Source organism: Pseudomonas sp. LPB4.O (assembly GCF_038383825.1).
Taxonomy (GTDB): Bacteria; Pseudomonadota; Gammaproteobacteria; order Pseudomonadales; family Pseudomonadaceae; genus Aquipseudomonas; species Aquipseudomonas putida.
Genome location: NZ_CP151298.1, coordinates 5,123,550 through 5,144,381 on the forward strand (window position 1 = coordinate 5,123,550; position 20,832 = coordinate 5,144,381).

19 protein-coding genes and 1 other RNA gene are annotated in these 20,832 nt (G+C 63.7%); 4 read left to right on the forward strand and 16 right to left on the reverse strand.

Features of this window, described 5'->3' with window-relative positions; all coding sequences use genetic code 11:
* Positions 1-17: 17 nt before the first annotated feature.
* The 16 genes from ftsA to rsmI all read right to left on the reverse strand — a co-directional run bounded on the left by ftsA (position 18) and on the right by rsmI (position 17,182).
* On the reverse strand, positions 18-1,280 hold the full coding sequence (ftsA, locus tag MRBLPB4O_RS23145; RefSeq protein WP_016488959.1) for a cell division protein FtsA: 1,263 nt from the start codon (positions 1,278-1,280) through the stop codon (positions 18-20).
* A 14-nt stretch (positions 1,281-1,294) separates the two neighbouring features.
* The gene (locus tag MRBLPB4O_RS23150; protein ID WP_016498051.1) at positions 1,295-2,164 is read right to left on the reverse strand and encodes a cell division protein FtsQ/DivIB; all 870 of its coding nucleotides are present in this window, start codon (positions 2,162-2,164) and stop codon (positions 1,295-1,297) included.
* A gap of 5 nt (positions 2,165-2,169) precedes the next feature.
* On the reverse strand, positions 2,170-3,126 hold the full coding sequence (locus MRBLPB4O_RS23155) for a D-alanine--D-alanine ligase (RefSeq protein WP_063422306.1): 957 nt from the start codon (positions 3,124-3,126) through the stop codon (positions 2,170-2,172).
* Positions 3,123-4,571 (reverse strand): UDP-N-acetylmuramate--L-alanine ligase, encoded by a 1,449-nt coding sequence (murC, locus tag MRBLPB4O_RS23160; RefSeq protein WP_016498049.1) that lies wholly within the window; start codon positions 4,569-4,571, stop codon positions 3,123-3,125. The genes MRBLPB4O_RS23155 and murC overlap by 4 nt, the downstream gene beginning before the upstream one ends.
* Positions 4,564-5,643, reverse strand: a complete 1,080-nt coding sequence (murG, locus tag MRBLPB4O_RS23165) for an undecaprenyldiphospho-muramoylpentapeptide beta-N-acetylglucosaminyltransferase (RefSeq protein ID WP_341796711.1) — start codon at positions 5,641-5,643, stop codon at positions 4,564-4,566. Before murG ends, murC begins: the two co-directional genes overlap by 8 nt.
* Positions 5,633-6,844, reverse strand: a complete 1,212-nt coding sequence (ftsW, locus tag MRBLPB4O_RS23170) for a putative lipid II flippase FtsW (RefSeq protein ID WP_169725189.1) — start codon at positions 6,842-6,844, stop codon at positions 5,633-5,635. Before ftsW ends, murG begins: the two co-directional genes overlap by 11 nt.
* Entirely contained in the window at positions 6,844-8,190 is a 1,347-nt protein-coding gene (gene murD, locus MRBLPB4O_RS23175; RefSeq protein ID WP_341796712.1) for a UDP-N-acetylmuramoyl-L-alanine--D-glutamate ligase, read from the reverse strand. The genes ftsW and murD overlap by 1 nt, the downstream gene beginning before the upstream one ends.
* A gap of 6 nt (positions 8,191-8,196) precedes the next feature.
* Positions 8,197-9,279 (reverse strand): phospho-N-acetylmuramoyl-pentapeptide-transferase, encoded by a 1,083-nt coding sequence (mraY, locus tag MRBLPB4O_RS23180; RefSeq protein ID WP_016498046.1) that lies wholly within the window; start codon positions 9,277-9,279, stop codon positions 8,197-8,199.
* The gene (murF, locus tag MRBLPB4O_RS23185; RefSeq protein WP_341796713.1) at positions 9,279-10,646 is read right to left on the reverse strand and encodes a UDP-N-acetylmuramoyl-tripeptide--D-alanyl-D-alanine ligase; all 1,368 of its coding nucleotides are present in this window, start codon (positions 10,644-10,646) and stop codon (positions 9,279-9,281) included. Before murF ends, mraY begins: the two co-directional genes overlap by 1 nt.
* Positions 10,639-12,126 (reverse strand): UDP-N-acetylmuramoyl-L-alanyl-D-glutamate--2,6-diaminopimelate ligase, encoded by a 1,488-nt coding sequence (locus tag MRBLPB4O_RS23190; protein ID WP_341796714.1) that lies wholly within the window; start codon positions 12,124-12,126, stop codon positions 10,639-10,641. The genes murF and MRBLPB4O_RS23190 overlap by 8 nt, the downstream gene beginning before the upstream one ends.
* Complete coding sequence (locus MRBLPB4O_RS23195; RefSeq protein WP_162471779.1) at positions 12,126-13,865, reverse strand: penicillin-binding protein 2; 1,740 nt, start codon at positions 13,863-13,865, stop codon at positions 12,126-12,128. The genes MRBLPB4O_RS23190 and MRBLPB4O_RS23195 overlap by 1 nt, the downstream gene beginning before the upstream one ends.
* Positions 13,865-14,158 (reverse strand): cell division protein FtsL, encoded by a 294-nt coding sequence (gene ftsL, locus MRBLPB4O_RS23200; protein ID WP_063422309.1) that lies wholly within the window; start codon positions 14,156-14,158, stop codon positions 13,865-13,867. The genes MRBLPB4O_RS23195 and ftsL overlap by 1 nt, the downstream gene beginning before the upstream one ends.
* Complete coding sequence (gene rsmH / locus MRBLPB4O_RS23205) at positions 14,155-15,096, reverse strand: 16S rRNA (cytosine(1402)-N(4))-methyltransferase RsmH (RefSeq protein WP_169725190.1); 942 nt, start codon at positions 15,094-15,096, stop codon at positions 14,155-14,157. Before rsmH ends, ftsL begins: the two co-directional genes overlap by 4 nt.
* A 2-nt stretch (positions 15,097-15,098) precedes the next feature.
* Positions 15,099-15,554 (reverse strand): division/cell wall cluster transcriptional repressor MraZ, encoded by a 456-nt coding sequence (mraZ, locus tag MRBLPB4O_RS23210; protein WP_019439042.1) that lies wholly within the window; start codon positions 15,552-15,554, stop codon positions 15,099-15,101.
* 309 nt (positions 15,555-15,863) lie between these two features.
* An RNA gene (rnpB, locus tag MRBLPB4O_RS23215) (RNase P RNA component class A) lies at positions 15,864-16,239 on the reverse strand.
* Positions 16,240-16,306: 67 nt separating this feature from the next.
* Positions 16,307-17,182 carry a 16S rRNA (cytidine(1402)-2'-O)-methyltransferase gene (gene rsmI, locus MRBLPB4O_RS23220; RefSeq protein WP_341796715.1) on the reverse strand — a complete coding sequence of 292 codons (876 nt, stop codon included), beginning with the start codon at positions 17,180-17,182 and terminating at the stop codon, positions 16,307-16,309.
* Positions 17,183-17,368: 186 nt separating this feature from the next.
* Here rsmI and MRBLPB4O_RS23225 point away from each other — a divergent pair, with 186 nt between their 5' ends.
* The 4 genes from MRBLPB4O_RS23225 to MRBLPB4O_RS23240 all read left to right on the forward strand — a co-directional run bounded on the left by MRBLPB4O_RS23225 (position 17,369) and on the right by MRBLPB4O_RS23240 (position 20,812).
* Positions 17,369-19,186, forward strand: coding sequence for a penicillin-binding protein activator (locus tag MRBLPB4O_RS23225; protein WP_341796716.1), 1,818 nt, complete (start codon positions 17,369-17,371; stop codon positions 19,184-19,186).
* Positions 19,186-19,557, forward strand: a complete 372-nt coding sequence (locus MRBLPB4O_RS23230) for a YraN family protein (protein WP_341796717.1) — start codon at positions 19,186-19,188, stop codon at positions 19,555-19,557. Before MRBLPB4O_RS23225 ends, MRBLPB4O_RS23230 begins: the two co-directional genes overlap by 1 nt.
* 86 nt (positions 19,558-19,643) lie before the next feature.
* Positions 19,644-20,237, forward strand: a complete 594-nt coding sequence (locus MRBLPB4O_RS23235) for a phosphoheptose isomerase (RefSeq protein ID WP_012274070.1) — start codon at positions 19,644-19,646, stop codon at positions 20,235-20,237.
* Positions 20,234-20,812: a BON domain-containing protein gene (locus tag MRBLPB4O_RS23240; RefSeq protein WP_016498037.1), complete on the forward strand. Its 579-nt coding sequence runs from the start codon at positions 20,234-20,236 to the stop codon at positions 20,810-20,812. Before MRBLPB4O_RS23235 ends, MRBLPB4O_RS23240 begins: the two co-directional genes overlap by 4 nt.
* Positions 20,813-20,832 lie beyond the last annotated feature (20 nt).

The window sequence follows — 20,832 nt, forward strand, 5'->3', positions numbered from 1 at the left end:
CACTACTGCTTTGAAACTTAGAAGTTGCCCTGGACCCACTTCTTGAAGCGCTCAAGCACTGGGGCCTTCGGTTCATCGCCATAGCTGTTGTTGCTGCTGTTGGTGTTACCGGTCAGGATCAGGTCCTCGGACTGCTTCAGCAGACCGTAAGTGAGCAAGCCCACACCGGTGGAATAGATCGGGTTGCGAACCACGTCGCTCAGCCCCCGAACGCTGTGCGGTACGCCCAGGCGTACCGGCATGTGGAAGATTTCCTCGGCCAGTTCCACGGCACCTTCCATCTTCGCGGTGCCGCCGGTGAGGACGATGCCGGCTGGCACCAGGTCCTCGTAGCCGCTGCGGCGCAGCTCGGCCTGGATCAGGGTGAAGAGCTCGTCGTAACGTGGCTCCACCACCTCGGCCAGGGCCTGGCGCGACAGCTCGCGCGGTGGGCGGTCGCCCACGCTCGGCACCTTGATGGTCTCGCCGGCGCCAGCCAGTTTGGCCAGGGCGCAGGCGTAGCGGATCTTGATTTCTTCGGCGTACTGGGTAGGGGTACGCAGGGCCATGGCGATATCGTTGGTCACCTGGTCGCCAGCAATCGGGATGACTGCGGTGTGACGGATGGCGCCCTCGGTGAAGATGGCGATGTCAGTGGTGCCGCCACCGATGTCCACCAGGCACACGCCCAGTTCTTTTTCATCGTCGGTCAGCACCGAGTAGGCCGAGGCCAGCTGCTCAAGGATGATGTCGTCGATTTCCAGGCCGCAGCGGCGTACGCATTTCTCGATGTTCTGCGCCGCGTTGACTGCGCAGGTGACCACGTGGACCTTGGCTTCCAGGCGCACGCCGGACATGCCCAGCGGCTCGCGCACGCCTTCCTGGTTGTCGATCACGTAGTCCTGCGGCAGGGTGTGCAGCACACGCTGGTCGGCCGGAATCGCCACGGCCTGGGCGGCGTCGAGTACACGTTCCAGGTCGGCCAGGCTGACCTCGCGGTCGCGGATGGCGACGATGCCGTGGGAGTTCAGGCTGCGGATGTGGTTGCCGGCTACCCCGACGAAGGCCGAGTGGATACGGCAGCCGGCCATCAGCTGCGCCTCTTCCACGGCGCGCTGGATCGACTGCACGGTGGACTCGATGTTCACCACCACGCCTTTCTTCAGGCCGCGGGACGGATGGGTGCCGATCCCGACGATTTCCAGGGTACCGTCTTCGCCCACTTCGCCCACCAGCGCCACCACCTTGGAGGTGCCAATGTCCAGCCCGACGATCATTTTGCCGCTATGCGCGTTTGCCATGGTCCTGCCTCTCTCTAATTCTTCGCAACGGCGGGTTGGGCCGTCGTCGGTGCAATCGGTTCCCGCCAACCAACGGCAAGTCCGTTGGAATAACGCAGATCAATGCGGGCGATAGTGGTGATCTGGTCTTTGAGTGTCTTGTCGTAAATGGCAATGAAACGGCGCATCTTCTCCACCAGATGGTCACGCCCCAACAGCAGCTCGATGCCTGGCCCGGCGCTGCTTGCACCGGTGGTCAGGAACCAGCTGCCTCGCTCGCGCAGCTCCAGGCGAGCAATGGAAAAGCCCATGGGGCGCAGCATCTGGCTCAATACCTGGTACTGCTGCATGACTTGTTGCTGAGCACGCTGGGGCCCGGCCAACTGCGGCAGGTGCTCGTAGTTGGCCAGTTCGCGCGGAGTGAAGGCCTGGCCCTGGTTGTTGAGCAAGGCTTCGTCACCCCAGCGCGCCACCGGCAGCTGTTCTTCCAGGCGGATCACCACCTCGTCAGGCCACACCCGGCGCACTTCGGCGTGGGCGATCCATGGCATCTGTTCGAGCTCCGCACGCATCGCTGGCAGGTCGACGCTGAAGAAGCTTGCCGCCACGTAGGGCGCGATGCGCTGCTGCACCGACTGCTGGCTGATGTAGCTGAGGTCGCCTTGCACGTCGATCTTGGTGATCGGCCGGTCGGCATACGGCATCAGGCGAATGGCGCCTTCGTAGGCACCAAAGCCGGCCGCCACCAGCAGCACCGGCCACAGCAGGCGCTTGAGGCCTCCCAGGCTTGGCCGCGGCAGGCGCGCCGATACGGGCTCGTCGGCCACCAGCCGGCTGGCACCACGCGGCACCGGCTTGCTACGGCCGGTAACGGGTTGCTGCTGACGTATCATCGCGCCTTGCATGGTTGTTAACCTCGCGTCGTCACGCTTTCAGCCAGGATTGCCAGCACCAGTTGCTGGAAGTCCAGGCCAGCCGCGCGGGCCGCCATTGGCACCAGGCTATGATCAGTCATGCCCGGTGCGGTGTTGACTTCGAGCAGCCAGAACCGGCCCTGCTCGTCCTGCATCACGTCCAGCCGCCCCCAGCCTTCGATGCCGATGGCATCACAGGCGCGTGCGGTCAGGTCGATCAGTTCCTGTTCCTTGACGCTATCCAGGCCGCACGGGATGCGGTACTGGGTATCGTTGGCGATGTACTTGGCGTCGTAGTCGTAGAACACGTGCGGCGTACCCAGGGCGATCGGCGGCAGCACCTGGCCGCGCAAGACCGCGATGGTGAACTCCGGGCCGTGGATCCACTGTTCCACCAGTACCTGGGAATCGTATTTGGCGGCGTCCTGCCAGGCGGCGACCAGTTCCTGGGCGCTGTTCACCTTGGCCATGCCGATGCTAGAGCCTTCATGGGCGGGTTTGACGATAAGCGGGAAGCCCAGTTCCGTACTGGCCAACAAACAATCGTTTTCGCTCGCCAACACCGCGTGACGCGGGGTCGGAATGCCCAGGCTCTGCCACACCTGCTTGGTGCGCAGCTTGTCCATGGCCAGCGCCGAGGCAAGGATGCCACTGCCGGTGTAAGGGATGCCCAGGCACTCCAGCAGGCCTTGCATGCTGCCGTCTTCACCGCCACGGCCGTGCAGGATGATGAAGGCGCGGTCGATCTTTTCGCTTTGCAGGCGCGTGAGCAGGTCGTCACCGACGTCGATGGCGACCACGTCGACACCGGCAGTGGTCAGCGCGTCGATCACCGCCGCACCGGACTTCAGCGACACTTCACGCTCGGCGCTTTTGCCACCGTACAGCACGGCGACGCGGCCGAACGCCTTGACGTCCAGGGTCGAGTGCAGTTTTTCGTAGGCGCTGGTCATTTCGACTTCTCCTGCTTGGCGCCAGCGAACAGCGGGCTTTTCATCAATTGCGGGGCCAGGCCGCCGACATCACCGGCACCCTGGCAGATCAGGATGTCGCCAGCGCGCAGCAGTGGCTTGACTAGCGGTGCCAGCTCGGCGCCGCGCTCGATGTAGATCGGGTCCAGCTTGCCGCGCTGGCGGATGCTGTGACACAGCTGACGGCTGTCGGCACCCGGGATCGGCTCTTCGCCCGCCGGGTAGACCTCCATCAGCAGCAGCACGTTGGCATCGCCCAGCACCTGGACGAAATCGTCGTACAGGTCGCGGGTGCGGCTGTAGCGGTGGGGCTGGTAGACGATCACCAGGCGGCGGCTTGGCCAGCCACCGCGCACGGCCTTGATCACCGCAGCCACTTCGGTCGGGTGGTGGCCGTAGTCGTCGACCAGCATCACGCTGCCGCCTTCCACCGGCAGCTCGCCGTACACCTGGAACCGGCGACCGACACCCTGGAAGCCGGACAGGCCCTGGACGATGGCTTCGTCGCTGATGCCTTCGTCGGTGGCGATGGCGATGGTGGCCAGTGCGTTGAGCACGTTGTGGTTGCCAGGCATGTTCACCGACACTTCCAGCGGCTCGCAGTCACGGCGCAGCACGGTGAAGTGGGTCTGCATGCCCTGCTGGCGCACGTTGATGGCGCGAATGTCGGCCTCTTCGCTGAAGCCGTAGGTCACCGTCGGGCGTTTCACCTGTGGCAGGATTTCGCGCACCACCGGGTCGTCCAGGCACATCACCGCCAAGCCGTAGAACGGCAGGTTGTGCAGGAACTCGACGAAGGTTTTCTTCAGCTTGTTGAAGTCACCTTCGTAGGTCGCCATGTGGTCGGCGTCGATGTTTGTGACCACGGCCACCATCGGCTGCAGGTGCAGGAAGCTCGCATCGCTTTCGTCTGCTTCGGCGATCAGGTAGCGACTGGTGCCCAGCTGGGCATTGGTACCGGCAGCGGTCAGGCGGCCACCGATAACGAAAGTCGGGTCCAGGCCACCGGCAGCGAACACCGACGCCAGCAGGCTGGTGGTGGTGGTCTTGCCGTGGGTACCGGCAACGGCCACACCATGACGGTAGCGCATCAGTTCGGCGAGCATTTCGGCACGTGGCACTACCGGAATGCGTCGCTCGAGGGCGGTAGCCACTTCCGGGTTGGCCGGGTTGATGGCACTGGACACGACGAGCACGTCAGCGGTAGCGGCGTTCTCGGCGCGGTGGCCGACGAAGATCTCGGCGCCGAACGATTCCAGGCGCTCGGTCACCGGCGAAGCTTTCAGGTCCGAACCGGACACTTCATAGCCCAGGTTCAGCAACACTTCGGCAATGCCGCACATGCCCACGCCGCCGATACCGACGAAGTGAATACGGCGGATACGGCCCATCTTCGGATGGGGCATGGCTTTCTGGCTTTCAACCATGGGCCACCTCCAGGCAGATATCGACCACGGTGCTGGTTGCAGCAGGTTTGGCCAGGCGCCGTGCGGTGCCTGCCATGACGTTGAGTTTCTCGGGTTGCATCAGCACCTCGTTCAGGCGTTCAGCGAGCTGCGCTGCGCCAGTTGTCGCTTGTGGCATCAGGAAGGCAGCGCCTTCGCGGGCCAGATATTGGGCGTTGTGGGTCTGGTGGTCGTCGATGGCGTGGGGCAAAGGCACCAGCATCGAAGGCAGGCCTGCTGCCGCCAGCTCGCTGACGGTCAGGGCACCGGCCCGGCACACCACCATGTCGGCCCAGCCATAGGCTTGGGCCATGTCCTTGATGAAGGGCTCTACCTGAGCCTCGACGCCCGCCTCGTGATAACGCTCGGCGGTGATTGGCGCGTGTTGCTTACCGGCCTGGTGGAACACCTCTGGCCGCAGCGCGGCAGGGACCTCGGACAGGGCCTTAGGCAACAATTTGTTCAATGGTTCCGCACCCAGGCTGCCACCGAGCACCAGCAGGCGCGCACGGCGCTGGGCCAGGGGCGCGCGTTGTGCATCCATGAACAGCTCCGGGCGCACCGGGTTGCCGGTGGTGCGACGCTTGTCGCTGGCCTCGAAGGTGTTCGGGAAAGCTTCGCAGACCCGCGCCGAGAGTGGCACCAGCAACCGATTGGCGGTACCGGCACGGGCGTTCTGCTCGTGGATCACCAGCGGCACGCCGCACAGCCGCGCGGCCACACCGCCGGGGCCGGTCACGTAGCCGCCAAAGCCCAGCACGCAGACCGGCTTGAGCTGGCGAATGATGCGTCGCGCCTGCAGCACGGCCTTGATAAGGGTGAATGGCGCCTTGAGCAACGACAGTTTGCTTTTGCCGCGCAGGCCGCTGACCTGGATCAGGTGCAGTGGCAGGCCAGCCTGTGGCACCAGCTCGTTCTCGATGCCACGCGGGGTGCCCAGCCAGTGCACGGTAAAACCACGCGCCTGGAACTCACGGGCGCAGGCCAGGGCCGGGAATACGTGGCCCCCGGTGCCGCCCGCCATGATCAGTATGTTCTTGCCGTCAGCGCCCATGACTGGTCTCCTCGGCAAAATCGCTTTCGCTGAACTCGTGTTCCTCGCTGCCCAGGTGCGTGCGGCTCTCCCACTCGATACGCAGCAACAGGCCTACGCAGGCGCAACAGATCACCAGCGAACTGCCCCCGTAACTGAGGAACGGCAGCGTCAGGCCCTTGGTTGGCAGCAGGCCGACGTTCACCCCGATGTTGATCAGGAACTGGCCGATCCACAGGAACGCCAGGCCGAAGGCCACATAGGCGGCAAAGAACTGCTTGGCCTTCTCGGCCCACAGGCCGATGTACAGGGCACGCACGGTCACGAACACGAACAGTGCAATGGTCAGCAGCGAACCGACCACACCCAGCTCTTCGGCCAGTACCGAGAACACGAAGTCGGTGTGCGCTTCGGGCAGGTAGAACTGCTTCTGCACGCTGTTGCCCAGGCCAACACCCAGCCACTCGCCACGCCCGAAGGCGATCAGTGCCTGGGTCAGCTGGTAACCCGAGCCGAACTGGTCGGACCACGGGTCGGTGAAGGTGATAAGCCGCGCCATCCGGTAGGGCTGCGCCTGTACCAGCACAAACACCGCCAGCACCGCCAACACCACCATGAGGCTGAAGCGGAACAGCCCAACCCCGCCGAGGAACAGCATGGCCGCCGCCGCGCCCATCATCACCACGGTGGCACCGAAGTCCGGCTCCATCAGCAGCAGGGCGGCCATGGGCAGCAGCACGATGAACGGCTTGAAGAAGCCCATCCAGGTTTCGCGCACTTCGGTCTGCCGGCGCACCAGGTAACCCGCCAGGTAGACGACCACGAACACCTTGGCGATTTCCGAAGGCTGGACGTTGAAGAAGCTGAAGCCGATCCAGCGCATGGAGCCGTTCACTTCACGGCCGATACCCGGCACCAGCACCAGCACCAGCAGGCCGAAGGCGCCCAGCAGCATCATGAAGCCCATGCGCTGCCAGGTGGCGATCGGCACCAGCATGGTCGCGCCGCAGGCAACCAGGCCAAGGAACACGTAAACCAGGTGGCGGAACATGTGGTAAAGCGGGTTTCCCGACTGCACCGCGGCCACTTCCGAGGACGCCGAGGTGATCATCACCAGGCCCAGGCCAAGCAAGGCCAGGCAGCCGGCGAGCATCGGGAAGTCCAGGTCGATGCCACGACCGCTGATCAGCGGCGACGGGTAGGGCTTGAAGATGCCGAAGATCATGCAAGACCTCCCGCTGCCTGGGCAAACAGGCGCCCGCGCTCTTCAAAGTTCTTGAACATGTCGAGGCTGGCGCACGCCGGCGACAGCAGCACCGCATCGCCGGCCAGGGCCAGTTCGGCACACTGCTGCACGGCGTCCTCGAGGGTCTTGACCCGTACCAGCGGCACGTCATTACCCAACGCTTCGGCCAGGCGCTCGGCATCACGGCCAAGCAATACCACGGCGCGGCAGAAGCGCTTGACGGGCTCGCGCAACGCAGTGAATTCAGCACCTTTGCCGTCGCCACCGGCGATCAGCACCAACTTGCCTTCGATATCGGCACCCAGGCCTTCGATGGCGGCCAGGGCAGCACCGACGTTGGTGGCCTTGGAGTCGTCGTACCAGTTCACGCCATTACGCTCGCGCACCCACTGGCACCGGTGGGCCAGGCCACCGAACTCACGCAGGGCTTCGAGCATGGGCTCGAACGGCAGGCCAGCGGCATGCCCCAGGGCCAGTGCCGCCAGGGCGTTGGACTGGTTGTGGGCACCGCGAACCTTCAGCTCGCGCGCCGGCATCAGCGCCTGGAATTCGAACGCCAGGTATTTTTCACCGTCCACTTCACGCAGGCCAAAGGCCTTGAAGTCGGGTTGGTTGAGGCCGAAGGTCCAGCATGGGCGGCCTTCCACCGGCAGTGGCCGGCTCAGGGCGTCCTGGCGGTTGACCACCACCTGGCGGGCACCGCGGAAAATCCGGTGCTTGGCCAGGTGGTAGGCCGGCAGGCCGCTGTAGCGGTCCATGTGGTCTTCGCTGATGTTCAGCACAGTGGCCACTTCTGCGTTGAGCTGGTCGGTGGTTTCCAGTTGGAAACTGGACAGCTCCAGCACGTACAGCTCGACGTCATCAGCCAGCAAGTCCAGCGCCGGGGTACCGAGGTTGCCGCCCACCGCCACGCGCTTGCCGGCCTTGGCGGCCATTTCGCCGACCAGAGTGGTAACGGTGCTCTTGGCGTTGGAACCGCTGATGGCAACGATCGGCGCCTTGGCGTGCCGGGCGAACAGCTCGATGTCACCGGACAGCTTCACGCCACGCGCGGCTGCCTGCTGCAGGGCCGGGGTGGCCAGGGCCAGGCCAGGGCTCACGTACAGCTCGTTGGCGCGGCACAGGAAGTCCACGTCCAGCTCGCCACAGCGCACTTCCACCTGCGGGTAATCACGGCGCAGGGTGTCCAGTTCCGGCGGTAGCTCGCGGGTGTCGGCGACCGCAAAGGCAATGCCCCGGTTCGCCAGGAAGCGAACCAGGGACATGCCGCTCTTGCCGAGGCCGACAACGATGCGGAATTGGTCGGAAGCGATCAAAGACACGCTCATCTACCTCAGTTTCAGGGTTGCAAGGCCAATCAGCACCAGAATCACGGTGATGATCCAGAAGCGGACGATCACCCGAGGCTCTGGCCAGCCCTTGAGTTCAAAATGGTGGTGGATCGGCGCCATGCGGAACACGCGCTTGCCGGTCAGCTTGAAGGAGGCGACCTGGATCACCACCGACAAGGTTTCCACCACGAAGATGCCGCCCATGATGAACAGCACGATTTCCTGGCGGACGATCACGGCGATGGTGCCCAGCGCGGCGCCCAGCGCCAGCGCGCCGACGTCACCCATGAAGACTTGTGCCGGGTAGGTGTTGAACCACAGGAAGCCCAGGCCGGCACCGATCAGCGCGCCGCAGAACACGATCAGCTCGCCCGAGCCCGGTACGTAAGGGATCAGCAGGTATTCGGCGAACTTCACGTTACCCGACAGGTAGCAGAAGATGCCCAGGGCGCCGCCGACCATCACCGTCGGCATGATTGCCAGGCCGTCGAGGCCATCGGTAAGGTTGACCGCGTTGCTGGAGCCGACAATGACGAAGTAGGTCAATACGACGAAGCCGACGCCCAGCGGGATGGTGACATCCTTGATGAACGGCAGGATCAGCGTGGTCTCGACGCTGGTCGGCGCGGTCTTGTACAGGAACACGGCTGCAGCCAGGCCGAACACCGACTGCCAGAAGTACTTCCAGCGGCTTGGCAGCCCACGGGAGTTCTTTTCGATCACCTTGCGGTAGTCGTCAACCCAGCCGATCGCGCCGAATGCCAGGGTAACGATCAGCACCACCCACACATAGCGGTTGGATAGATCAGCCCACAGCAGTGTGCTGATGGCGATGGCCGACAGGATCAGAGCACCACCCATGGTCGGGGTGCCGGACTTGGACAGGTGCGATTGCGGGCCGTCGTTACGCACGGCCTGGCCGATCTGGCGAATTTGCAGGGTACGGATCATCCACGGCCCCAGCCACAGCGCCAGGGACAACGCGGTCAGTACACCAAGGATCCCGCGCAGGGACAGGTACTGGAAGACCGCGAAGCCTTTGTGGAACTGTTGCAGATACTCGGCCAACAGCAGCAGCATTAATGTTTCTCCCCGCTGGCACCGCACAATGCCGCCACGACGTTTTCCATCGCAGCGCTGCGCGAGCCCTTGATCAAGATAGTGGTATCGCTGGCATTTTCGGCGCTAACCGCGTCGATCAGCTCAGCTTGAGTAGCGAAATGACGGCCATTGGCGCCGAACGCCTTGACCGCATGTGTCATGTTGGAACCCACTGCGTACAGGGCGTCGACCTTGCCACGCGCGTAGTCACCCACCTGACGGTGGCCTTCTTCCGCCCATTGCCCTAATTCGCCGATATCCCCAAGCACGAGGACGGTGCGTCCGGAAAAGCCGGCGAGTATATCAATGGCTGCGCACATGGAGGTGGGATTTGCGTTGTAACTGTCATCGATCACCCGCACGCCGTTAGGCGCGATCTGCGCCACGGTGCGGCCCTTGACCGGCTGCACGGCATTCAGGCCGGCGGCGATGCCGCTCAGGCTCAGACCAACGGCATGGGCCGCGGCTGCGGCGGCCAGGGCGTTGCTGACGTTGTGCTCACCCAGCACGTTGAGTTGCACAGCCACCGAGTCACCGGCGCCATGCAGCGTGAACGACGGGCAGCCACGGGCATCGCGACCAATGTCGCTGGCGTAGAAGTCAGCCTTGATATCGCTGCGGGCGAAACTGATGACCTTGTGCGCACCGGCACGGGCTTTCCAGGTATCGAAAGCCTTGTCGTCCAGATTCAGAATGGCCGTACCGCCCTCGCCCAGGCCTTCGAGGATTTCGCCCTTGGCTTCGACGATTTTTTCTGGGCCGCCGAACTCGCCGACATGGGCGGTACCGGCGTTGTTGATAATGACCACCTGTGGCCGGGTAAGGCCGACGGTGTAGCGAATTTCACCAATGCGCGACGCACCCAGCTCGATCACCGCAACGCTGTGCTCCGGGGCGATTTCCAGCAGGGTCAGCGGTGCGCCGAGGTCATTGTTCAGGTTGCCGCGGGTGGCGTGCACCAGGCCACGGGTGCGCAGGATGCTGGCAAGCATTTCCTTCACCGTGGTCTTGCCACTGGAACCGGTAATGGCCACTACGGGCTTGTCGAAAGCAGCGCGGTTCAGGGCACCGAGCTGACCCAGTGCTACCCGGCAATCCTTGACCAGCAGTTGGGGCAGGTCGACACCGGCTACTTCACGCTCGACCAGCGCAGCAACCGCGCCCTTGGCTTTAACGTCAGCCAGGTAGTCATGGCCATCGAAACGCGGGCCGGCCAAGGCGACGAACAGCTGCCCGGTGCTGACGCTGCGGCTGTCGATGCTGACGCCGGTGAAGGTGGCGTCGGCACCGACTTGTTGACCACTCAGTGCTGTGGTCAGCTGGCTGAGTGTCATCGGCTTAAGCATGTGGAGCCTCCCAGGCTTCAAGGGCCTTCTCGGCTTCGATCAGGTCGGAGAAGTCATGGCGCTCGCCATTGATCTCCTGGTAATCCTCATGCCCCTTCCCGGCCAGCACGATCACATCGTTGGCAGCGGCTGAGGCGATCAGGTGCGCAATGGCTTCGCCACGGCCGGCGACGAACTCGACGTCGTCAGGCTTGTTGAAACCGGGGCGGATGTCATCGAAGATGCGCAGCGGGTCTTCCGTGCGCGGGTTGTCGTCGGTGACCAACACGCGGTCGGCCAGGCGCTCGGCGACTTCAGCCATCAAAGGGCGCTTACCGCGGTCACGGTCGCCGCCGCAGCCGAACAGGCACAGCAGCTTGCCGTGAGCATGCGGGCGCAGGGCTTCAAGGACTTTTTCCAGGGCGTCCGGGGTGTGTGCGTAGTCGACCACCACCAGCGGCTTTTGGCCGCCACCCAAGCGCTGCATGCGGCCAACCGGCCCTTGCAGTCGCGGGGTGACCTCCAGGATTTCGTCCAGCGCGTAATCCAGCGCCAGCAGGGTTGCCACGGCGGCCAGCATGTTGCTCAGGTTGAAGCGGCCCAGCAGCTGGCTGCGCAGGGTGCGCTCACCCTGGGCGGTGACCAGCGTGGCGCACACGCCATCGTCAGTGAACACGGCTTCGCGGCAGAACAGCGAGGCTTCCGGGTTTTCCAGGCTGTAGCTGAGCAGCCGGGTCTCGACAAGGTCGACACTCGGGCGGCAAGCAAAGTCTTCGGCCAGGCGACGACCAAAGTCGTCATCCAGGTTGACCACCTGGCAACGCAGGTTCGGCCAGGCGAACAGCTTGGCCTTGGCCGCCTCATAGGCTTGCATGCTGCCGTGGTAGTCCAGGTGATCACGGGACAGGTTGGTCATGACCGCGATGTCGAACGCCAATGCGGCGACACGCCCCTGCTCCAGGGCGTGGGAGGAAACCTCCATGGCCACGGCCTTGGCGCCCTGCTTTTTCAGGTCGTAAAGGGTCGACTGCACGGCAATCGGGTCTGGCGTGGTCAGCCGACCACTTTGCAGGTCACCGTAGAAACCGGTACCCAAAGTGCCAATAAGGCCGCAGCGCTGGCCGAGCACATCAAGCGCCTGGGCTACCAACTGGGTGACGCTGGTCTTGCCGTTGGTACCGGTCACGCCCACCAGGTTCAGCTGGCGGCTGGGCTCGCCATAGAAGCGCCCGGCGATGTCCGACAGCTGCGCGATCAGGCCCTTGACCGGAATCAGCGGCACATCGGTCAACGGCAGAACGTTGGCGCCATGCTCTTCATAGGCCACGGCGGCAGCGCCACGGGCCAGGGCATCGGCGATATGCTCGCGGCCATCGACCTTGGCACCCGGCACGGCCAGGAACAGATCGCCCGGGCGCACACTGCGGCTGTCCAGGGTCAGTTCACGAATCAGCGGGTCGCGGCTGGCGTGAGCGAAAAGTTTGCTTAATGGCATTGTCATCATCCACGCCCTCCCTTGGCGGCTGCTGCATTGACTTGCGACTGTTCGGCGGGTGCTGGTGGCGGCAGGTTGTCTGGCGGCACGTTCATCAAACGCAGGGTGCCGGACATGACCTTGCTGAAGACCGGCGCCGAAACCAGGCCACCGAAATAACCACCCTTGCCCGGCTCGTCGATGACCACGACGATGGCGTAGCGCGGGTCACTCATTGGCCCGAAGCCTGCAAACAGCGAGCGGTAGGCGTTTTCGGTGTAACCCTTGGAACCCACGGTGGCTTTACGCGCGGTACCGGACTTGCCGGCCACGTGATAGAACGGCACCTGGGCACGGAACACGCCACGCGGCGCTTCAATCACCTGCTGCAGCATGCCCTGAACGGTTTCGGCGGTTTCTTTCGGAATGGCCTGCACGGCTTCCGGCGCCTTGTCCACCTTGATGATCGACAGCGGCACCATCTTGCCGTCGTTGGCCAGCGCCGCGTAGGCATGCACCAGTTGCAGGGCAGTCACCGACAGGCCGTAGCCATAGGAAAGGGTCGCGGTCTCGGCCTTGCGCCACTCGCGGTGGTTAGGCAGGTTACCGACACGCTCCCCCGGGAAACCAAGGCCGGTGTACTGGCCCAGGCCGACTTGGGACATAACCCGGTAGATGGCCTCGCCGCCGATGTCGAAGGCGATCTTGCTCATGCCGACGTTACTGGAGTTGATCAGGATGCCGGTCAGGTCGAGGATCGGGCCCTCGCTGCGCGACACATCCTTGATGGTGTAGCGGCCGATCTGCAGGCTGCCCGGGTAAACCTCGACCTTGTCGGTCGGCTTCCAGCGGCCGCTTTGCAGTGCCGCACTCATGGAAATCGGCTTGACCGTGGAACCGGGCTCGAACACGTCGATGATCGCCCGGTTGCGCATCGCTGCCGGGAACATGCTGCGGCGGTTGTTCGGGTTGTAGGTTGGCTGGTTGACCATGGCCAGAACTTCACCGGTCTTGACGTCCATGATCACCAGGCTGCCGGCCTTGGCGTCCTGTTCGGCAATGGCGTTGCGCAGCTCGCGGGTAGCCAGGTATTGCAGGCGCAGGTCTATCGACAACGCCAAGGTCTTGCCGGCCTTGGCGTTCTTGGTTACCTGGATGTCCTTGATCAGCCTGCCACGCCGGTCCTTGATCACCTGGCGCTTGCCGGGCACGCCGGCCAGCCACTCGTCATAGGCCAGTTCCACCCCTTCACGACCGTGGTCGTCGAGGTCGGTGAAACCAACCATGTGCGCAGTGACATCACCGGCCGGATAGAAGCGGCGGAATTCTTCCAGGCCGTATACACCTGGCACCTTCAGGTCGAGTACGTGCTGGCCCTGCTCCGGGGTCAGGCCGCGGACCAGGTAGATGAACTCCTTGCTGGCCTGCGCGGTCAGGCGCTCGACCAGTTGCTGCGGGTTTTGCCCCAACGCTGCAGCCAGCTGTGGCCAGCGGTCTTTGGACGCCTGCATTTCTTTGGGGTTGGCCCACAGGGTAGTGACCGGGGTACTCACGGCCAATGGCTCACCGTTGCGGTCGGTAATCAGGCCGCGGTGCGCCGGGATAGGAATATGACGCAGGCTGCGCGCATCGCCCTGCCCCTTGAGGAAGTCACGGTCGACCACCTGCAGGTCGATGATGCGCCAGCAGATGGCACCCACCATGATTGCCAGCAAGCCGATCACCACGCGGAAGCGCCACGGGTAGAGTGCGCCTTCGAGCTTCATCATGGCGCCACCATCCGCACTTCGTCAGCCGAAGGCACGCGCATCTTCAACTGCTCGGAAGCCAGGTTTTCGATACGGCTGGCGGCGGTCCAGGTGCTCTGTTCCAGAATCAGCCGGCCCCACTCGGCCTGGGCCTTGTCACGCTCGTTCAACTCCCCGTAAAGGGTGTTGAGCAACTGACGGTTCCAGTGCGCGCTGTAGGACACGGCGACGGCCGAAACCAGCACGCCGACAAACAGCAGAAGCATCAGGAAGCTTCCGCCTGGCAATGGCTTGGCGAAAAGCCTGCTCACCGCAGCTTCTCCGCCACACGCATCACGGCGCTACGCGACCGCGGGTTGGCCTTGAGCTCGGCTTCGGAGGCGAACTGGGCCTTGCCGATGAGCTTGATTTTCGGCTCGAAGACCTTGTGCTGTACCGGCAGGTTACGGGGCAGGTTGTCGGCCTCGCCCTTGACCAGCTTGCGCATGAACAGCTTGACGATACGGTCCTCGAGAGAGTGGAAACTGATCACTGCCAGGCGACCACCGACCTCGAGCGCATCGAGTGCGGCCTCAAGGCCAGCCTCCAGGTCACCCAGTTCGTTGTTGACATGGATCCGCAGCCCCTGGAAGGCACGGGTAGCCGGGTTCTTGCCTTTTTCCCAGGCAGGGTTGGCAACCTTCAGCACTTCAGCCAGGTCGGCAGTGCGGGTGAACGGCTCCTTTTCGCGGCGCTCGACCACGGCACGCGCCATGCGGCCGGAGAAGCGCTCTTCACCGTACTCCTTGAAGACGCGGGCAATTTCTTCGACAGGCGCCGTGGCGATGAACTCGGCGGCACTGATGCCCTGGTCCGGGTTCATGCGCATGTCCAGCGGGCCATCATTGAGGAAGCTGAAGCCACGCTCGGGGTCATCCAGTTGCGGCGAGGACACGCCCAGGTCCAGCAGCACACCGCTGACCTTGCCGTGCAGGCCGCGCTCGGCCACTTCCGCGCCCAGCTCGGCAAAGCTGCGCTGCACAATGACAAAGCGGCCGTCTTCGGCCGCCAGCGCTTGCCCCGTGGCAATCGCCTGTGGATCTTTGTCGAAGCCCAGCAGCCGCCCTTGCGGCCCGAGCTTGCTGAGAATCAGCCGGCTGTGTCCGCCACGGCCGAAGGTGCCGTCCAGATAGCAACCGTCGGCGCGCAGGGCCAATGCCTCGACAGCTTCGTCGAGCAGGACGGTAATGTGGTTGAAGCCGCTATCTATGGTCACAGGATCAGGTCACGCAATTCGTCGGGCATGGCGCCCGGTTGTTGAATAGCTGCAAGGTCGGCTGCCGAAACCGTGTTCCAGGCATCTTCATCCCACAGCTGGAATTTGTTCAGTTGCCCCACCAGCATCGCCTTCTTGTCGAGCTTGGCGTACTCACGCAGGCGGGGCGGCACCAGGAAACGCCCACTGCCATCGAGCTCCAGGTCAACCGCATTACCGATCAGCAAACGCTGCAGACGGCGGTTTTCCTCACGCAACGATGGCAAGGCTCGCAACTTGGCTTCTATCTGTTCCCACTCATCGAGGGGGTATACGCACAAGCAGGGGTCAACGGCGTCAATGGTCACGATCAGCTGGCCATTGCAACGCGAATCGAGCTCGTCACGGTACCGGCTCGGCATGGCGAGACGTCCCTTGGCATCGAGGCTGACGGCGTTGGCTCCGCGGAACACGGCTGCGATTCCCCACAATATTAGCTTTTTTGTGCCAGAAAACCCACTTCATCCCACTTTCTGCCACTTGCGCACACTATAGGAATCCGCCCGCAGCACCGTCAAGGCACGTTCATAAGGAAAAGCCTTACAGGACCGAGATTTAGCGCGATAAGGGAATGTGGAACGATTACCAAGGCGAAGAAAACACGAGAAAAATCAAACCCACGCAAGCAAATGGAGTTCGAAGTTAAAGTGATTTATGAAGAGTAAGATTTTTTCGGTATTACCAGAGAGGATCTGCTATCGAATCAAGCAGGGGAGGAAAAGGTGGAGAGTCGATCTGTAAGCCGGGTTTTGTCGAGGACAGTCATTCCTCTACGACGGCCATCACTGGACGCCTCTAGCAACCTACCCGGTTCCGACGCGGGCCACGCCTGATGGAACCCTATTTGGTCTTGCTCCGAGTGGGGTTTACCTAGCCACGAACTGTTGCCAGCCGTGCGGTGCGCTCTTACCGCACCTTTTCACCCTTACCGGCACCGAAGTGCTTAGGCGGTTATTTTCTGTGGCACTTTCCGTAGGCTCGCGCCTCCCAGGCGTTACCTGGCACTCTGCCCTATGGAGCCCGGACTTTCCTCCCCCTGCTGCTCACACAACAAAAAGTTGCGGAACGAAAACAGGCAGCGACTGTCCGATCGACTCTCCGCCGCCAAGGTTACCGGCACGCGCGCACAAGAACAAGCAATACCGGCATTTATATCAAACTGCCACTATTCGGCTTTCTGCTTTTCCAGGGCAAGTTGATACAAAAGGTTCTTGCGCACCCCGGTAATTTCCGCCGCCAGCGCCGCCGCCCGCTTCAGTGGCAACTCGGCCAATAGCAGGTCGAGCACTCGCTGGGCCTCGCCACTGATGGCCTGCTCGCCTTCCGGCGCGCTCCAGCCGCCCACCAGTACTACGCATTCACCGCGCTGCTGGTTGCTGTCGCCAGCAACGAACGCGCGCAGTTCGGCCAGCGGCAGGCCCTTGAGGGTCTCGAAGGTCTTGGTCAGTTCACGGGCCAGCAGTGCCGGGCGTTCGCCACCAAATACCAGCTCCATGTCTTCAAGGCATTCGAGGATACGGTGCGGGGCTTCATAGAAGATCAGCGTACGCGGCTCTTCCTTCACCTGCTCGAGGCGCGCCCGGCGCCCTGCCTGCTTGGCCGGCAGGAAGCCTTCGAAGATGAAGCGGTCCGACGGCAAGCCGGCCGCCGACAGTGCAGCGATCAAGGCGCAGGCGCCCGGCACCGGCACCACGCTCACCCCCGCAGCCCGCGCCTGGCGCACCAGGTGGTAGCCCGGGTCGGAAATCAGCGGTGTGCCGGCATCGGAAACCAGCGCCACGTTCTCGCCAGCCAGCAGCTTGGTGAGAAAACGCCCGCCCTCGTCACGCTCGTTGTGTTCATGACAGGCCGCCAGCGGCGTGTCGATGCCAAAGTGTTGCAGCAGGCGGATCGAATGGCGGGTGTCTTCGGCAGCGATCAGCGCCACATCCGCCAGCACCTTCAGCGCCCGGGCGCTCATGTCGTCGAGGTTGCCGATGGGGGTTGCCACCACATACAGCGTCCCCACCGTGGATTTCGAAGCCCCTGCCACATCAGTCACTGCGCACACCTGTCATTCGGATCAAAGGCGCCATTGTAGCCCGAGCGCCTGCAACAGGGCGCAAAGAACTTCGCCGGCGATCAGCTGCAAGCCACCTACAGTGAAGGATCAGCACAGCAACATCGCGCCCCGGCCAGTGCTTGGGTACAATTGCCGGCCAACTTGATCGAGTAACAGGACCTTTACATGATCGCTTGCCTGCGGCTGCTCACAGCCCTCTGCCTCGCTGCCCTGCTGGCAGCTTGCGCCAGCTCGCCCTCATCCAGCCTGGGCGAACTGCCGCGCACCCCGGACGCCAGCATCGAGCAACTGCTCGAAAAGGCCGCTTCCAGCAAGTCTGCGGAAGACGCCGCACTGCTGCGCCTGAGCGCGGCCGACCTGGCCTACAAGCAGAAGGATTTCCCACGCGCCGCACGCATTCTTGAGCAAGTCCCGCTGGACACGCTCAAGCCGGCCCAGCAAGTGTTCGCCAGCACCCTCGCGGCTGAGCTGGCCATGAGCCGCAACCAGCCCAAGGCGGCCCTCACCGCCCTGGCTCACCCCAGCCTGCAACGAGTAGCCGAGCTGCCGGCAGAGCAGCAAGCGCGCACCTACAACGTGCACGCCGCCGCCCTGGAAGCCGACGGCCAGGCCCTGGCTGCCGCGCAACAGCGCGTGCTGCTGGCCCCGCTGCTCAGCGGCCAGGCTGCCAGCGCCAACAATGACGCTATCTGGGCCCTGGTCGCCTCGTTGCCGGCAGAACAACTGCAGCAGCCCGCCAACGACCAGACCCTGGCCGGCTGGACCAGCCTGGCCTTCGCCGTGAAAAGCGCCGGCACCCTGGAACAGCAGCAAGCGGCCATCGACACCTGGGTCAAACAGCACCCGGACCACCCTGCTGCCCAGCAACTGCCGCAGGCACTGACCAAGCTCAAGGAACTGGCCAGCCAGCCACTGACCAAGATTGCCCTGCTGCTGCCCCAGGAAGGCCCGCTGGCCGGTGTTGCCCGCGCCCTGCGTGACGGCTTCATGGCCGCCCACTTCCAGGCCCAGCAAGCCGGTCAGCCAGCGCCTGCGGTGCAGGTGTTCGACAGCTCGCGCATCGGCTCGCTCGACGATTTCTACAGCCAGGCCCAGGCCGCCGGCGTGCAACTGGTCATCGGCCCGCTTGAAAAGCCACTGGTCAAACAACTGGCCGCCAAACCACAACTGCCGATCACCACCCTGGCCCTGAACTACGCCGACGCCGGTCAAAAGGCCCCGCCGCAACTGTTCCAGTTCGGCCTGGCTGCCGAAGACGAAGCGCGCGAAGTAGCCCGCCGCGCCCGCGCCGACGGCATGGTCCGCGCCGTGGCTCTGGTGCCGAGTGGCGAATGGGGTGACCGCGTGCTGGCCGCCTTCCGCCAGGACTGGGAAGGTAATGGCGGAACCCTGCTCGCCGCCGAGCGCATCGCCCAGCCGGTTGCCCTGGCCCAGCAGATCGCCGACCTGTTCCAGCTGCGCCAGAGCGAAGGCCGCGCCAAGAGCCTGCAAAGCACGGTAGGCGGCAGCATTGCCGCACAACCGTCGCGCCGCCAGGATATCGATTTCATCTTCCTGGCCTCGACCCCGCAACAGGCCCAGCAGATCAAGCCGACCCTGAACTTCCAGTACGCCGGTGACGTACCGGTATACGCCACCTCGAACCTGTACAGCGCCAGCGGTGACGTCAACCAGTACAACGACATGAACGGCATCCGCTTCTGCGAAACGCCGTGGCTGCTCGACACCAGCAACAGCCTGCGCCAGCAGGTGGTACAGCAATGGCCGCAGGCCGCTGGCAGCCTTGGCCGCCTGTACGCCATGGGCGTCGATGCCTACAGCCTGGCGCCGCGCCTGGGCCAGCTGAAAGCGCTGCCGGACAACCGCGTCCAGGGCCTTTCGGGCAGCCTGAGCATCAACGCCAACCAGCGTATCGAGCGCCAGCTGCCATGGGCCGAGTTCGCCGGCGGCCAGGTCAAGCGCCTGCCTGACACCGCACGCTGATGGCAACTGCGTCGCCCACCAGCGCCGGGCAAGCAGCTGAAACCCAGGCCCTTGAGTACCTTCAAGGGCAGGGCCTGCAGCTGCTGGCGCGCAATTGGCGATGCAAAGGCGGTGAGCTTGATCTGGTCATGCTTGACGCCGATACAGTAGTATTCGTCGAAGTCCGCTACCGGTTGCACGCGTGCTTCGGTGGCGCCCTCGAAAGCATCGACGGGCGCAAGCAGAAACGGCTGGTGCTCGCCGCCAGCCTGTACCTGCAGAAGGCGCCCCACTGGGGCAACCACCCCTGCCGCTTCGACGTAGTCGCCCTGCAGGGCAGCCACCATGCAGGCAAACCGCTTCAATGGCTGAAAAACGCCTTCGAATGCTGAACCCACTTCGTTTTTTTTGCTCTATGTTTCGCGGGCTGGTCGTTGATGCGCGCAGCAAAGGCCACCGCCCCACTTAAGGTCACCAGATGGACATGCAATCCCGAATTCGCCGGCTGTTCCAGGCCAGCATCGATACCAAGCAACAGGCAATGGACATCCTGGCACCGCACATCGAGCAGGCCAGCCTGGTCATGGTCAATGCGCTGCTCAACGAGGGCAAGATGCTCGCCTGTGGCAACGGCGGCTCGGCCGGTGATGCCCAGCACTTTTCGTCGGAACTGCTCAACCGTTTCGAGCGCGAGCGCCCGAGCCTGCCAGCCATCGCGCTGACCACCGACAGCTCGACCCTGACCTCGATCGCCAACGACTACAGCTACAACGAAGTCTTTTCCAAGCAGATTCGCGCCCTGGGCCAGCCCGGCGACGTTCTGCTGGCGATCTCCACCAGCGGCAATTCGGCCAACGTGATCCAGGCGATCCAGGCTGCACACGACCGCGAAATGATTGTCGTAGCATTGACTGGCCGCGACGGCGGCGGCATGGCTTCACTGCTGCTGCCCGAAGACGTGGAAATCCGCGTACCTTCGACGGTTACCGCACGCATCCAGGAAGTCCACCTGCTGGCGATCCACTGCCTGTGCGATCTGATCGACAGCCAACTGTTCGGGAGTGAAGAATGACCCCTATGCGCCTCGGCCTGATGGCCCTGACCCTGTGCCTGAGCGTCACCGGTTGCAGCTCGGTACTCACCTCTACCCGCAATTCGCCGATCGAAGACGATCGCGGTACGCGCACCATTGGCAGCAAGATCGACGATTCGCTGATCGAGACCAAGGCCTCGGTGAACATTTCCAAGGCCAGCCCTGACCTGGACAAGGGCTCGCACATTGTTGTCAGCAGCTACAACGGCATCGTCCTGCTGGCCGGCCAAACCCCACGCGCCGACCTCAAGAGCCTCGCCGAGCAGACCGCCGGCCAGGTACAGCGCGTCAAGAAAGTGCACAACGAGCTGCAGGTGATGCAGCCCTCCTCCATCCTGGCACGCAACAACGACGCCTGGCTGACCACCAAGATCAAGACCCAGATGCTGGGTGACAGTGCCGTGCCAAGCTCGCGCATCAAGGTGATCACCGAGAACGGTATCGTCTACCTGCTCGGCCTGGTAACACAAAAGGAGGCCAACTCGGCCACCGCAGTGGTGCAGGGCGTGTCGGGCGTGCAGAAGATCGTCAAGCTGTTCGAGTACATCGACTGATTCATTGCTGTCTGCACCGG

What these genes read in the sequence shown, in the direction of transcription:
- mraY (WP_016498046.1), bottom strand. Translation starts at nt 9,279, where the DNA reads ATGCTGCTGCTGTTGGCCGAGTATCTGCAACAGTTCCACAAAGGCTTC.
- MRBLPB4O_RS23190 (WP_341796714.1), bottom strand. Translation starts at nt 12,126, where the DNA reads ATGACAATGCCATTAAGCAAACTTTTCGCTCACGCCAGCCGCGACCCG.
- MRBLPB4O_RS23155 (WP_063422306.1), bottom strand. Translation starts at nt 3,126, where the DNA reads ATGACCAGCGCCTACGAAAAACTGCACTCGACCCTGGACGTCAAGGCG.
- MRBLPB4O_RS23195 (WP_162471779.1), bottom strand. Translation starts at nt 13,865, where the DNA reads ATGAAGCTCGAAGGCGCACTCTACCCGTGGCGCTTCCGCGTGGTGATC.
- MRBLPB4O_RS23225 (WP_341796716.1), top strand. Translation starts at nt 17,369, where the DNA reads ATGATCGCTTGCCTGCGGCTGCTCACAGCCCTCTGCCTCGCTGCCCTG.
- MRBLPB4O_RS23150 (WP_016498051.1), bottom strand. Translation starts at nt 2,164, where the DNA reads ATGCAAGGCGCGATGATACGTCAGCAGCAACCCGTTACCGGCCGTAGC.
- MRBLPB4O_RS23240 (WP_016498037.1), top strand. Translation starts at nt 20,234, where the DNA reads ATGACCCCTATGCGCCTCGGCCTGATGGCCCTGACCCTGTGCCTGAGC.
- murC (WP_016498049.1), bottom strand. Translation starts at nt 4,571, where the DNA reads ATGGTTGAAAGCCAGAAAGCCATGCCCCATCCGAAGATGGGCCGTATC.
- MRBLPB4O_RS23235 (WP_012274070.1), top strand. Translation starts at nt 19,644, where the DNA reads ATGGACATGCAATCCCGAATTCGCCGGCTGTTCCAGGCCAGCATCGAT.
- ftsA (WP_016488959.1), bottom strand. Translation starts at nt 1,280, where the DNA reads ATGGCAAACGCGCATAGCGGCAAAATGATCGTCGGGCTGGACATTGGC.
- murG (WP_341796711.1), bottom strand. Translation starts at nt 5,643, where the DNA reads ATGGGCGCTGACGGCAAGAACATACTGATCATGGCGGGCGGCACCGGG.
- MRBLPB4O_RS23230 (WP_341796717.1), top strand. Translation starts at nt 19,186, where the DNA reads ATGGCAACTGCGTCGCCCACCAGCGCCGGGCAAGCAGCTGAAACCCAG.
- murF (WP_341796713.1), bottom strand. Translation starts at nt 10,646, where the DNA reads ATGCTTAAGCCGATGACACTCAGCCAGCTGACCACAGCACTGAGTGGT.